This is a genomic window from Saccharopolyspora sp. NPDC045941 (assembly GCF_056431445.1).
Window position 1 is genome coordinate 1 of record NZ_JBWKKU010000005.1, and the last position, 12,980, is coordinate 12,980.

Genomic DNA, 12,980 nt, shown 5'->3' on the forward strand with positions numbered 1-12,980 from the left:
CAAGCGGCGCCGACCGGGGACCACAGTGGATAAGCCGGACCACCAAGCCGGCAGCCCCCACACGCCCACCGACGGGATTGCCGATCACCACCAACAACGAAGATCAACAACCCCGCTAGCAAGCACCCACCGGCGGATCCGGGTTATAGCAGCGCAAAACACGCACGGGTCCTGGCCGGCGGAAACGGAGCGGCCTCGGCTACTCCGGGGCCTGTCCGGCGGTCCGGCGGCGGGCGAAGTAGGTGATCAGGCCGATCACCAGCCAGACCGCTCCCACCGTCAGCGCCAGCGGGCTCGCCGTGGCCAGCGCGACCGCCGCGATCAGGGCGCCGACGACCGGGACGACCACAGTGGACACCCGGCGTTCCCGCCCGGACACCGCGAAGTAGCCGATCACCGAGGCGTGCAGCAGGACGAACGCGGTCAACGCCCCGACCGTCACCATCGACGACAGGACCTCCAGCCCGTCCTCGGCCGACGCCGCCCACACCGACACGATCAGCGTCACCACCGCGGCCAGTAGCGTCGCGTTGCGCGGCACGTGCGCCCGCCGGTCCACCCGGCCGAGCGCCGCGGGCATCTGGCCGTCCCGCGCCATGCCGAACAGCAGCCGGCTCACCGCCGCCTGCGCCACCATCGCCGAGAACGCCGGCGCGACCGCCTTCACCGCCGTCACGGCCACCGCGAGCCAGCCGCCCAGCGAGGCCCGCAGCATGTCGTAGAACGCCGAGTCCTGCGCGTCCGCGTCCAGCGCCAGCTCCTGCGGCGTCAGCGGGTTCAGCAGCGAGGCGAGGTAGGTCTGCACGAAGAACAGCACGCCGCTGAGCGCCAGGCAGAACAGCAGCGCCCGGCCGACCTGGCGGGACGATCCGGTGTTCTCCTCGGCGAACGACGCGATCGCGTCGAAGCCGAGGAACGACAGCACCGCCACCGACACCGCGCCCAGCACGGCCAGCGGCGCGAACGCGCCCACCCCGGTCAGTGGCGACAGCCACGGCCGGGCCGGACCCTCGGTGGCCAGCACCACCAGCGCGGCGACCACGAACACCGCGAGCAGCACGATCTCCACCACCAGCACCACCGTGCCGACGATCGCCGCGACCTTGACGCCGGTCAGGTTCAGCGCCGTCACGACGACGATCGCCAGCCCGGTCGCCAGCCACACTGGGATCTGCGGCACCAGCGAGTTCGTCGCGATGCCGACGAACAGCGACGCCACGCTCGGGATGAACAGGTAGTCCAGCATGATCATCCACCCGGCCACGAAACCGGGCGCCCGCCCCAGGCCCGCCGAGGCGTAGGCGAACACCGAACCGGCCTTCGGCACCGCCGCCGACATCCGCGCGTAGGACCACGCGGTGAACGCCATCGCCACGGTCGCGACGACGTAGACCAGCGCCACCGCGCCGCCGCTGCGCGCGTCGAGCACGCCGAAGACGCCGACGGGCGCGAGCGGCCCGATGAACAGCAGGCCGGAAACGATCAGGTCGCGGAGCGACAGCCGCCGCTGCAACCCCTCCGCGGAAGTAGTGGTCATGGCAGAACACCTGTCTCCGAACTCGATGTGCGGGTTCCCCGGGGCAGGAGACGCCCGAGAACCCGCGGCGCTGCGGGTTGCGAGGATGGGATGCCCGATCAAAGCACGCCCCGGGCCCGGCCGGAACAACGCGGCGCCCGCGATGGTTGACCTTGCACGGTTCCGCACCGAGGCTGGACCGGCAACCGCAACTCACGTCAGGTGGTACGAATGTCTTCCACTCCGGTCGAAGTGACCCGCACCGGTCCGCACACCTTCACCGCGACCAACCCGCGCGGCGGCGAGGTGACGATCGGCCGCGAGGACGCGCCCGACGCGTTCACCCCCGGCGAGCTGCTGCTCGCCGCCATCGCCGCCTGCTCCGCGGTCACCAGCGAGAACCTGCTGGTCCGGCGGCTCGGGGAGGACGCGAAGGTGACGGTGCACGCCGACCGGACCAAGGTCCCGGAGGACAAGCACAAGTTCGCCTCGGTCCAGGTCGGTTTCGACGTGGACCTCAGCGGGATCGAGGACGACGGCGAGCGCGGCAAGGTCGTCGACGCGGTGCAGCGCGCGATCGAGAAGTACTGCACCGTCAGCCGCTCCGTCGAGGAGGGCACCCCGATCGAGCTGACCCTCCCGCGCTGACTCGCACTACCGGTAAGATCGGCGTCGCTGTCGGTGACAACCAAGCTGGCAGCGATGCGAACCATCTGGACATCCGTGTCCGGGAATCTCCGCGCCTTCAGGCCGGAGAGGACGTCAAAACTGTGCAACTGACGCGTTCCACGGCGGTGCCGCGTCGTAAGGTGCTCGTCGCGCCCCCGGCAGCTGGTGCGCGACGAGTGGGAGGCACAACACAGTGGCACAGGAGACCGCATCGGCGCAGAAGTCCGGGTTGCGCAGAGATCTCTCCGGGCGCCAAGTCGGCATGATCGCCATCGGCGGCGCCATCGGCACCGGGCTGTTCCTCGGGTCCGGCCTGGCGATCTCCATCGCCGGCCCGGCCGTGATCATCGCCTACGCGGTCGCCGCGTTCGCCGCGCTCGCCCTGGCCTACGCGCTGGCCGAGATGATCGTGGTGCACCCCGAGGCGGGCGGGTTCGGGGCGGTCATCAAGCGGTACCTCGGCGGGCTCGCCGGGTTCGTGTCCCGCTGGATCTACTGGGCCGCGCAGGTGGTCAACATCGGCAGCGAGGTCATCGCGGCCGGGCTGTACATGCAGTTCTGGTACCCGCAGCTGCCGCTGTGGATCCCGGTGGTGGTCTTCTCGGTGCTGATGCTGGCGATCAACGTCGCCGCGGTGCGCTTCTTCGGCGAGTTCGAGTACTGGTTCGCCATGATCAAGGTCGTCACGATCGTGGTGTTCGTGCTGCTCGGCGTGGTCTACATCGTCTTCGGTCTGCCGGGCCAGCAGCCGGCCGGCGTCGGCGCGCTGACCGAGCACGGCGGGTTCCTGCCCAACGGCATCGGCGCGGTGTGGCTGGCCCTGACCGTGGTCACGTTCTCCTACCTGGGCACCGAGGCCGTCTCGATGACCGCGGCCGAATCCCGCAACCCCGGCCGGGACGTGCCGCGCGCGGCGCGCAGCATGGTGCTGCGACTGGGCCTGTTCTACGTGCTCGGCATGCTGGTGGTCGTCTCGATCCTGCCGTGGAACCAGGCCTCGTCGTCGGGCGACATCACGGAGAGCCCGTTCGTGCGGCTGTTCACCATCGTGGGCATTCCCGCCGCGGCCGGGATCATGAACTTCGTGGTGCTCACCGCCGCGCTGTCGGCCATGAACACGAACCTGTACCTGACCGCCCGCATGACCCACTCGCTCGCCCTGGACGGCTATGCGCCGAAGTGGTTCGCCGCGGTCAGCAAGAACGGCGTGCCGCGGCGCGCCCTGGTGCTGTCGGCGGCCGGGCTGGCGCTGGCCGCGTCGCTGTCGGTGTTCGCCGAGGACACCGCGTTCCCGATGCTGCTGGGCCTGGCGCTGTTCGGCGCGCTGGTGGTGTGGTTGATGATCTTCGCCAGCCAGCTGGTGTTCCGCCGCAGCCGGGCACTGGAGGGCCTGCCGCCGTCGCCGGTGCGGTTGCCGGGCGCCCCGGTGACGACGGTGCTGGCGATGCTGTTCGTCGCGGCGGTGCTGCTGACCACGCCGTTCACCGAGCAGTTCAACACCGCCTGGAAGGCGGGCGTCCCGTTCGTGCTGATCCTCTGCGTGGCGTACTACGTCGTCCGGCGCCGCAGCGCCGCGCGGTCGGAGTGAGCACCGCTGGAGGCACCGGTCGTGGGACGGGTGCCCTCCAGCGGCTCCGCCGATCGGGTGAGGAGCGGGAGCGCGAGGGCGCTTGCGCGGCCCGCCGCACCAGGCATTTACACTCGCGCATGTGTCGAACCAGCCGATGATCGCGCCCTCCATCCTGTCCGCCGATTTCGCCCGCCTCGCCGACGAGATGGCAGCTGTGAACGGCGCGCCCGGCGTGCGCGCTGACTGGCTGCACGTGGACGTGATGGACGCGCACTTCGTGCCCAACCTGACCCTGGGGCTGCCGGTGGTCGAGTCGCTGCTGAAGGCGACCGACATCCCGATCGACTGCCACCTGATGATCGAGGACCCGGACCGCTGGGCCATCGGCTACGCCGAGGCCGGCGCCTACAACGTCACGGTGCACGTGGAGGCCGCCAAGGACCCGATCGCGATCGCCAAGGACCTGCGCGCCGCCGGCGCGAAGGCGGGCCTGTCGATCAAGCCGAACACCCCGCTGGACCCGTACGTCGAGGTCCTCAAGCACTACGACACGCTGCTGGTGATGTCCGTGGAGCCGGGCTTCGGCGGCCAGAGCTTCATCGCCGACGTGCTGGACAAGGCCCGCAAGGCCCGCGAGCTGGTCGACACGGGACACCTGAACCTGGTGGTGGAGATCGACGGCGGCATCAACGCCGACACCATCGAGCAGGCCGCGGAGGCCGGCGTCGACTGCTTCGTGGCGGGTTCGGCGGTCTACAACGCCGACGACCCGGCGAAGGCGATCGAGGCCCTGCGCGCCAAGGCCGCCCCGAACTTCGCCCACGCCCGGCAGTGATGTAGTTCCTCCGCAATTTCCATTGAAATCGAAGATTCGATTTCAATGGAAATTGCGGGATGGGGAGGGGAACCGATGGTCGCTCGCGCCGAGGAGCAGGCGATGCGCACCGCGATCGCCGCGAGCGAGCAGGTGCGCGGCACGACCAGCCCCAACCCGCCGGTGGGTTGCGTGGTGCTGGCCGCAGACGGCGAGGTCGTCGGCATCGGCGCGACGCAGCCGCCGGGCGGTCCGCACGCCGAGGTCGTCGCGCTCCGCGCGGCGGGGGAGCGGGCCAGGGGCGGCACCGCCGTGGTGACGCTGGAACCGTGCTCGCACACCGGCCGGACGCCGCCCTGCACGGATGCCCTGCGGTCGGCCGGGGTCGCGCGCGTGGTGCACGCGGCCTCCGATCCCAACCCGCAGGCCGCCGGTGGCGCCGGCGTGCTGCGCGCCGCGGGCATTGATGTCCACAGTGGATTCTTGGTCGACGAGGTGGCGAGAGGTCCGCTGCGGGCCTGGTTGCACTTCGCGCGGACCGGTCGGCCGCACGTCACCTGGAAGTACGCGGCCACATTGGACGGTCGCTCGGCCGCCGCCGACGGCACCAGCAAGTGGATCAGCTCTGCCGAATCCCGCGCCGAGGTGCATCGATTCCGCGCGCAGGTGGACGCGATCATCGCGGGCACCGGCACGGTTCTCGCCGACGACCCGCAGCTCACCGCCCGCACACCGGACGGCGCGCTGCTGGCCCGGCAGCCGCTGCGGGTCGTCGTCGGCGATCGCGAGATCCCGCGCGCCGCCAAGGTCTTCGACGACGCGGCCGAAACGATCCAGCTGCCCGGCAGCGACCCGGCCGCGGTGCTCGCCGCGCTCGCCGGCCGCGGCGTCGTCGACGTGCTGCTGGAGGGCGGGCCGCGGCTGGCCGGCGCGTTCATCGCCGCCGGCTGCGTGGACCGGGTGCTCGCCTACGTCGCGCCGCTGCTGCTGGGCGCCGGTCCGGCCGCGCTCGGGGAAGCGGGAGTGGGAAGCATCTCGGAAGCATGGCGGTTGACCGTTGAAGAGACGACTATGAGTGGCCCCGACGTCCGGATCAGCGCGGTCCCGTTGGACGGCCGGCCGGGCGCCCAAGGCGGGTAGTGCGAGGAGGCAGCAGGTGTTCACCGGGATCGTCGAGGAGCTCGGCACCATCGAGGCGGTCGAGCCGTTGGCCGACGGCAGCCGGTTGACCATCGCGGGACCGGTGGTCACCGGGGACGCCGAGCACGGTGATTCGATCGCCGTCAACGGCGTGTGCCTGACCGTCGTGACGGTGGGCGACGGGCGGTTCACCACCGACGTCGTGGCCGAGACGCTGCGCCGCTCCTCGCTGAAGGGCATCGCGGCCGGCGACCGGGTCAACCTGGAGCGCGCGATGGCGCTCGGCGACCGGCTCGGCGGGCACATCGTGCAGGGCCACGTCGACGGCACCGCGGTGCTGCGCGGCACCGACGCCGACGGGCTCACCCGCTTCGAGCTGCCCCGGCGGCTGTCCCGCTACCTGGTCGAGAAGGGCTCCATCACCGTCGACGGCGTTTCACTGACCGTGGTCGACGCCGGTGACGGAGAGTTCAGCATCGCGCTGATCCCCACCACCAAGGAGCTGACCACGCTGGGCTTCCGCGAGCCGGGTGACGAAGTGAACATCGAGGTGGATGTGCTGGCCAAGCACCTGGAACGGCTCGCCGCCGCGCAACTGGACCACCAGGCCCATGGTGCGCAGGCCCGTTCGGGGGACAATGGCGGCGTCAGGGAGGCGCGGTGATGAACCCCGAGGACGAGGTCGCGAACACGGTGAGCACGAAAAGGTTCGACAGCATCGAGCGCGCACTGGCCGACATCGCGGCTGGGCGCCCGGTCGTCGTGGTGGACGACGAGGACCGCGAGAACGAAGGCGATCTGATCTTCGCCGCGGAGAAGGCGACGCCGGAACTCGTGGCGTTCATGGTCCGCTACACCTCCGGCTACATCTGCGTCGGGCTCCCCGGCGAGGACTGCGATCGCCTCGACCTGCCCCCGATGTACTACTGGAACCAGGACCGCAAGGGCACGGCCTACACCGTCACGGTCGACGCCGCCGAAGGCGTCAGCACCGGCATCTCCGCCTCCGACCGCGCCAAGACGCTGCGCGTGCTGGCCGGCGAGGAGTCGACCGCCAAGGACCTCACCCGGCCCGGCCACGTGGTGCCGCTGCGCGCCCGCGACGGCGGCGTGCTGCGCCGCCCCGGCCACACCGAAGCCGCCGTGGACCTCTCCCGCCTCGCCGGGCTGCGGCCGGCCGGCGCGCTGTGCGAGATCGTCAGCCAGAAGTCCGAGGGCGACATGGCGCGCCGCGACGAGCTGGAGGTCTTCGCCGAGGAGCACGACCTGGCGCTGATCACCATCGCCGACCTGATCTCCTACCGGCGCCGCTTCGAGAAGCAGGTGGTGCGCGTCGCCGAGGCCCGCATCCCCACCGCGCACGGCACGTTCCGCACCTTCGGCTACGACAGCACCATCGACGGCATCGAGCACCTGGCGATGGTCTACGGCGAGATCGGTGACGGCGAGGACATCCTGGTCCGGGTGCACTCCGAATGCCTGACCGGCGACGTGCTGGGCTCGCTGCGCTGCGACTGCGGCCCGCAGCTGGACGCGGCGATGGCCAAGGTCGCCGAGGCCGGTCGCGGCGTGGTGCTCTACATGCGCGGGCACGAGGGTCGCGGCATCGGGCTGATCCACAAGCTGCAGGCGTACCAGCTGCAGGACGACGGCGCGGACACCGTGGACGCCAACGTCGCGCTGGGCATGCCGGTCGACAGCCGCGACTACGGGCAGGGCGCGCAGATCCTGAGCGACCTGGGTATCAAGTCGATGCGGCTGCTCACCAACAACCCGGCCAAGCGGGTCGGGCTGGAGGGCTACGGGCTGCGGATCGTGGACCGCGTGCCGCTGCCGATCCGCCCGAACCCGGAGAACATCCGCTACCTCCGCACCAAGCGCGACCGGATGGGGCACGTGCTGGACAATCTCGACGACGGGGAAGATTCCTCGATCAACGGCGAGACTGGAGTTACGGCATGAGTGGCGAGGGTCGACCGCGGATCAGCGTGCCGAAGGCGGGTGACCTGCGGCTGGGCATCGCCGCGATCCGCTGGCACGAGCGGCTCGTCGAGCAGATGCTCTCCCGCGCGCTGGCGGCGGCGAAGGAAGCGGGCATCGCGGAGCCGACCGTGGTGCGGGTGCCCGGTTCGATCGAGCTGCCGGTGGTCTGCCAGCAGCTGGCGCACCAGCACGACGCGGTGGTCGCGCTGGGCGTGGTGATCCGCGGCGGCACGCCGCACTTCGAGTACGTCTGCGACTCGGTCACCCAGGGCCTGACCCGGGTGGCGCTGGACGAGTCCACGGCCGTCGGCAACGGCGTGCTGACCTGCGACACCATGCAGCAGGCGGAAGACCGGGCCGGGTTCGACGACTCGGTGGAGGACAAGGGCTTCGAGGCGACCGCGGCGGCGCTGGAGACGGCGCTGGTGCTGCGGGAGCTGCGCGGCTGGGACGGGGAACGGGGTTTCTTGTGAGTGCCGAGCGGGTGGAGGTCCGGCCGCGGAAGGTGCGGCGGATTGCGATCCCGATCGCTGTCGTGCTGGTGCTGGCGTTCGCGGTGGTCGGGCTGCTGCTGCGCAACACCCCGACCGGCGTGATCTTCTCGGTGTCCGACCAGGTGGCGATGGTGGCGCTGGGCCTGCTGCTGGGCGGCGGCGTGATGCTGCTGACCCGGCCGCGGTTGCGCGCCGACGCCGACGGCGTGGAGGTCCGCAACATCATCGGCACGCAGCGCTTCTCGTGGCCGCTGGTGCAGGCCGTCACCTTCCCCGACGGCGCCTCGTGGGCCCGGCTGGAGCTGCCGGAGGACGAGTACGTGCCGATCATGGCGATCCAGGCGTCCGACGGCGAGCGGGCGATCAAGGCGATGCGGGAGCTCCGCGAACTCCGCCGCGAGGTCGACGCCGCGAACTGAGCGACGTGGTGGCGCCTTCGACCGGACGAACCCGGCGGAGGCGCCCTTTCATTTCCGCAGTCCGACCGCCTGGGCGGCGGCGGAACTTTCCCGATTTCAGGCGAAACCGGAAAGTCGTGAACGCTTGGAACGGGCCGGGTGGCTTCCCGATTTCAGGCAAAATCGGGAAGCCACCCCGTGCTCTCTGTCGTCAGCGAGCCGAGACCAGGTCGCAGACGAAGACCAGCGTCTCGCCGGGCGCGATCACGCCGCCCGCGCCGCGGTCGCCGTAGGCGAGCTGCGGCGGGATGGTGAGCTTGCGGCGGCCGCCGACCTTCATGCCCTGCAGGCCCTTGTCCCAGCCCGCGATGACCTGGCCCGCGCCGAGCTGCAGCTCCAGCGGCGTGCCGCGGTTCCAGCTGGCGTCGAACTCCTTGCCGGTGCTGTGCGAAACGCCCACGTAGTGCACGGCGACCTGGTCGCCCGCCTTGGCCTCGGGGCCCTCGCCGACCTCGATGTCCTCGATCACCAGGTCCGCCGGCGGCGCGCCGGTCGGCTTGGCGACCTGCGGCTTTTCCTTGTTCACGTGCGTTCTCCTCGATCGATGGTGCGCAGCGTCGTGCAACGGCTGCCGGTGAATTGTCTCGGACGGTCCCATGTGGAGCACACTCGCCCAGGCATCGTGCCAGGGTGGACGGATACCGCCGGGCCGGTACCCGTGCGTGTTTCGTGCTGCTACGACGCCACAAAGCACGCACGGCACAGAGGCGGCCGGACTTGGTTCACGGCCGTTCCCAGGTCCGGGCGAGCGCGGCGACCGCCTGGTCGAGCAGCTCCGAGCCGAGGGCGAAGCTGAGGCGCAGGCGGTCGCGGTGGCCGCGGTCGGCCGCGAACAGCGAGCCGGGCGCCACCGCCACGCCGTTGTCCCTGGCGAGCTCGGCGAAGCGGTCGGTGTCGGTGCCGGGCAGCCGGACCCACAGCGACAGGCCGCCCGCGGGCCGCTCCCAAGTCCACTGTGGAAGGTGGCTGCGCAGGATGCCGGCGAGGTGGTCGCGGCGGCGCGCCAGTTCCGCTCGCCAGGTCGCGAAGTCGTTGTGCCGCAGCAGTTCCGCCGCGAACCGCTGCCCGACCGTGCCGGTCGCCAGGTCGCTGGTCTGCTTGAGCTCGGTCAGCTGCGACAGCAGCGGTTCCGGCGCGGCGAGCCAGCCGACCCGCAGGCCGCCCCACAGCACCTTCGACAGCGAGTGCACCTCGACCGCGCCGTGCGGGTGCTCGTCGGCGAACCGGCCGGGCCGTGGTCCTTCGTGCACCAGCTCGGCGAGCGTGCGGTCCTCGACGACGGGCAGGGCGGCGTCGCGCGCGATCCCGGCGAGTTCCCCGACGCGATCGGCGTCGGCCACCGTTCCGGCCGGGTTGTGCACCGCCTGCGCGTAGGCGAAGGCGGGCCGGTGCCGCTCGATCGCGTCGCGGAACGCGCCGGGCAGCATGCCGCGCCGGTCGGTGGCCACGGCGACGGCCCGCGCCCCGCAGCTCTGGATCGCGGCGAGCGCGCCGGTGTAGGTGGGGTCTTCGACCAGCACCGCATCGCCGGGGCGGGCCAGGCAGCGGGTCGCGATGTCGATGCCCTGCTGCCCGCCGCCGGTGATCAGCGGCTCGCCGCCGATGAGTTCCCGCAGGCCCGGCTCGCCCGGCAGGTCGTAGCCGTGCCTGCTCGGCGTGCTCAGCAGCGCGGCCGGGTCGAGCTTGGGCACCCGCAGGTGCGACGGATCGGGAACGACCGAGGTGGACAGGTCGGCGAACACCGCTCCGGGGCGCAGCAGCCGGCCCATCGCCGACTCCCGCCCGGCGGCGGCCAGGTAGGTGCCGCTGCCGTGCCTGCGCTCGCAGATCCCCTCCTCGAACAGCGCGTTGAACGCCGCGGCCACCGCGCCGCGGCTGCATTCCAGCACCCGGGCGAGGTCGCGCTCGGACGGCAGGCGGGTGCCCGGGCTGAGCGCGCCGGTGCGCGCGAGGTCGGTCAGCGCGGCCGCCAGCCGGCGGCTGAGCGGGCCGTTCCCGTGGCGGAGCCGGTCGCGGATCAGCGCGGCGAATTGGTCCACATCGGCACTCGGCATGCGGCCATTCTGCACCAGGGAGGATTAATCACTAGTGGATGAACTGGCCACTTGATAGCGTGCCAAGTGGCCGCGAAGTGGCTGGTCCCACATCGCGAGATAAGCCACTTTGGTGAAGGGGATGGCGATGGCGCTGACCGAGGCGGAATACATCTGGATGGACGGCGAGCTGGTGCCGTGGCGCGAGGCCCAGGTCCACGTGCTCAGCCACGGGCTGCACTACGGCACCGGCGTTTTCGAAGGCATCCGCGCCTACGCCACGGCGGACGGGCCGGCGCTGTTCCGGCTCGACGAGCACCTCGACCGGCTGTTCCGCAGCGCCAAGATGCTGCGCATGACGTTGCCGCACCGCAAGGAAGAGCTGCGCGAGGCGACGCTGGAGCTGGTGCGGGCCAACGGGCACCGCTCCTGCTACGTCCGCCAGCTGGCCCACCTCGGCTACGGTGTGATGGGCGTCGACCCGACCGGCGCGCCGGTGCAGATGTCGATCGCCAGCTGGGAGTGGGGCGCCTACCTCGACGGCGGCGACAGCGGCGTGGGGCTCATGACGAGTTCCTGGCGGCGCAACGATCCCTCCGTGGTGCCGACCGCCGCCAAGGCCACCGGCCCGTACCTGAACTCCGCGCTGGCCAAGCTGGAGGCGCGCGAGGCCGGGTACGACGAAGCGGTGCTGCTGAGCACCGACGGCTACGTCAGCGAATGCTCCGGCGAGAACATCTTCGTCCGGCGCGGCGACGTGCTCTACACGCCGCCGTCGAGCGCGGGCGCGCTGGAAGGCATCACCCAGGACTCGGTCACGACGCTGGCCACCGACCTGGGCATCACCGTGCGCCGCGAGAACCTGCTGCGCTCGGACCTGTATTCGGCCGACGAGATGTTCCTCTGCGGCACCGCGGCGGAGGTCACCCCGGTCCGCGCGGTCGACAACCGCGAGATCGGCGAGCCGGGCCCGGTGACGCGCAAGATCCGCGACGCCTTCACCGCGGCGATGACCGGTGCGGACGAGCGCTACCGGCACTGGCTGACCTTCGTCGGTTGATCGACTTCCGCCGTGCGGCTGATAGCCTCCGCGGCATGGACTCCTGACGGTGGACGAAGGACCCGCCGGGCGAACCGCGCCCGAGCGGGATTCGCCGCGCGACGGGCGGAAACGGCCCGTCGCGCGGATGCTGGTCGCATCGCCGAAGGAGTCTGATCAAGTGCTGGAAGATGCCGAATTCGAAGCCCGCGTCGCGGATCGGCTGGCAGCGTTGCCCGGGGTCCGGGCGGTGAGCCTCGGCGGCTCGCGCGCCCAGGGGATCCACCACGCCGACAGCGACTGGGACTTCGCGATCTACTACCGCGGCAGCTTCGATCCGCAGGACCTCCGCGACGTCGGGTGGCCCGGGGAGGTCTCCGAACTGGGCGAGTGGGGCGGCGGCGTGTTCAACGGCGGCGCATGGCTGCAGATCGAGGGCCGCCACGTGGACGTCCACTACCGCGACCTGGACGTCGTGGAGCACGAGCTCGCCGAGGCCCGGGCCGGCCGGTTCCAGTGGCAGCCGCTGATGTTCCACCTCGCGGGCATCCCCAGCTACCTGGTGGTCGCCGAGATGGCCATCAACCGGGTGCTGCACGGCGAACTGCCGAGGCCGGAATACCCGGACGCCCTCCGCGAGGCCGCGCCCGCGGTCTGGTGGGGGCAGGCGTCGATGGGCCTGGCCTACGCGCGGGCGAACCACGCGCCGCACGGCCGGCTCGCGGAAACGGCGGGCCTGATCGCGCAGGCCGCCTGCCAGGCGGCGCACGGGGTGCTCGCGGCCCGCGGCGAGTGGGTCACCAACGAGAAGCGCCTGCTGACCAGGGCGGGCCTGCGCGACGTCGACAGGGTGGTGGCGGGGCTGACGGCGCAAACGCTGGTCGAGGCGGTGGACGAGGCCCACGCCCTGTGCGACGCGGCGGTATCCGAAGCCAGGTAGGAGCTTGTTTCCGAACTTGCTCTGCGTGGCGGTGCGGGTGGCGGCCCCCCTGCGGGAATTGCGGTCGTCTTCTCGCTGTGGGATCCCCGACTCATTCACCACGTCGGGGCTGTCCTCGCGAGAAGACACCTGAGAACCCGCGGCGGTGCCGGTTGCGAGGGTGGGCTAAGCGGCTGCGCCGCTTAGCCCACCCTGCCGCATCTGCGCTGCTACATCAAAGCAATCTCTTTGGTAAGACCAAAACGCTCACGAGAGGGTCCGGGCCTGTCGTTATAGGGCGGTCTTATCCGCGGGGGCGGAAACGCGTATTGGACCCGCCGGGGC

General features: G+C 71.3%; 13 protein-coding genes. 10 read left to right on the top strand and 3 right to left on the bottom strand.

Annotated elements, in window-relative coordinates; translation table 11 throughout:
* Positions 1-199: 199 nt before the first annotated feature.
* Entirely contained in the window at positions 200-1,537 is a 1,338-nt protein-coding gene (locus AC07FN_RS05280; RefSeq protein ID WP_478394491.1) for an APC family permease, read from the bottom strand.
* A gap of 210 nt (positions 1,538-1,747) precedes the next feature.
* On the opposite strand from AC07FN_RS05280, the gene AC07FN_RS05285 reads away from it, so the two are divergent.
* The 8 genes from AC07FN_RS05285 to AC07FN_RS05320 all read left to right on the top strand — a co-directional run bounded on the left by AC07FN_RS05285 (position 1,748) and on the right by AC07FN_RS05320 (position 8,605).
* Complete coding sequence (locus AC07FN_RS05285) at positions 1,748-2,164, top strand: OsmC family protein (RefSeq protein ID WP_397527182.1); 417 nt, start codon at positions 1,748-1,750, stop codon at positions 2,162-2,164.
* Between the two features lie 214 nt (positions 2,165-2,378).
* A complete protein-coding gene (locus AC07FN_RS05290) occupies positions 2,379-3,773 on the top strand; it encodes an amino acid permease (RefSeq protein WP_478394492.1) in 1,395 nt (464 codons plus the stop codon).
* 136 nt (positions 3,774-3,909) lie between these two features.
* Positions 3,910-4,590 (top strand): ribulose-phosphate 3-epimerase, encoded by a 681-nt coding sequence (gene rpe / locus AC07FN_RS05295; protein ID WP_132494221.1) that lies wholly within the window; start codon positions 3,910-3,912, stop codon positions 4,588-4,590.
* A gap of 75 nt (positions 4,591-4,665) precedes the next feature.
* Positions 4,666-5,709: a bifunctional diaminohydroxyphosphoribosylaminopyrimidine deaminase/5-amino-6-(5-phosphoribosylamino)uracil reductase RibD gene (gene ribD / locus AC07FN_RS05300; protein ID WP_478394493.1), complete on the top strand. Its 1,044-nt coding sequence runs from the start codon at positions 4,666-4,668 to the stop codon at positions 5,707-5,709.
* Between the two features lie 16 nt (positions 5,710-5,725).
* Entirely contained in the window at positions 5,726-6,373 is a 648-nt protein-coding gene (locus tag AC07FN_RS05305) for a riboflavin synthase (protein ID WP_478394494.1), read from the top strand.
* Complete coding sequence (locus AC07FN_RS05310) at positions 6,373-7,671, top strand: bifunctional 3,4-dihydroxy-2-butanone-4-phosphate synthase/GTP cyclohydrolase II (RefSeq protein ID WP_478394667.1); 1,299 nt, start codon at positions 6,373-6,375, stop codon at positions 7,669-7,671. Before AC07FN_RS05305 ends, AC07FN_RS05310 begins: the two co-directional genes overlap by 1 nt.
* Positions 7,668-8,165 (top strand): 6,7-dimethyl-8-ribityllumazine synthase, encoded by a 498-nt coding sequence (gene ribH, locus AC07FN_RS05315; protein WP_452612687.1) that lies wholly within the window; start codon positions 7,668-7,670, stop codon positions 8,163-8,165. The genes AC07FN_RS05310 and ribH overlap by 4 nt, the downstream gene beginning before the upstream one ends.
* The gene (locus tag AC07FN_RS05320) at positions 8,162-8,605 is read left to right on the top strand and encodes a PH domain-containing protein (RefSeq protein ID WP_358570659.1); all 444 of its coding nucleotides are present in this window, start codon (positions 8,162-8,164) and stop codon (positions 8,603-8,605) included. Before ribH ends, AC07FN_RS05320 begins: the two co-directional genes overlap by 4 nt.
* Positions 8,606-8,795: 190 nt before the next feature.
* Here the strand turns inward: AC07FN_RS05320 and AC07FN_RS05325 are convergent, their stop codons facing one another.
* Positions 8,796-9,170 (bottom strand): FKBP-type peptidyl-prolyl cis-trans isomerase, encoded by a 375-nt coding sequence (locus tag AC07FN_RS05325; protein ID WP_478394495.1) that lies wholly within the window; start codon positions 9,168-9,170, stop codon positions 8,796-8,798.
* 196 nt (positions 9,171-9,366) lie between these two features.
* A complete protein-coding gene (locus tag AC07FN_RS05330) occupies positions 9,367-10,698 on the bottom strand; it encodes an aminotransferase-like domain-containing protein (RefSeq protein ID WP_478394496.1) in 1,332 nt (443 codons plus the stop codon).
* A gap of 127 nt (positions 10,699-10,825) precedes the next feature.
* Between AC07FN_RS05330 and AC07FN_RS05335 the strand changes: the two genes are divergently transcribed.
* Complete coding sequence (locus tag AC07FN_RS05335) at positions 10,826-11,737, top strand: branched-chain amino acid transaminase (protein WP_478394497.1); 912 nt, start codon at positions 10,826-10,828, stop codon at positions 11,735-11,737.
* 127 nt (positions 11,738-11,864) lie between these two features.
* Complete coding sequence (locus AC07FN_RS05340) at positions 11,865-12,656, top strand: nucleotidyltransferase domain-containing protein (RefSeq protein WP_452612973.1); 792 nt, start codon at positions 11,865-11,867, stop codon at positions 12,654-12,656.
* Positions 12,657-12,980: the final 324 nt, after the last annotated feature.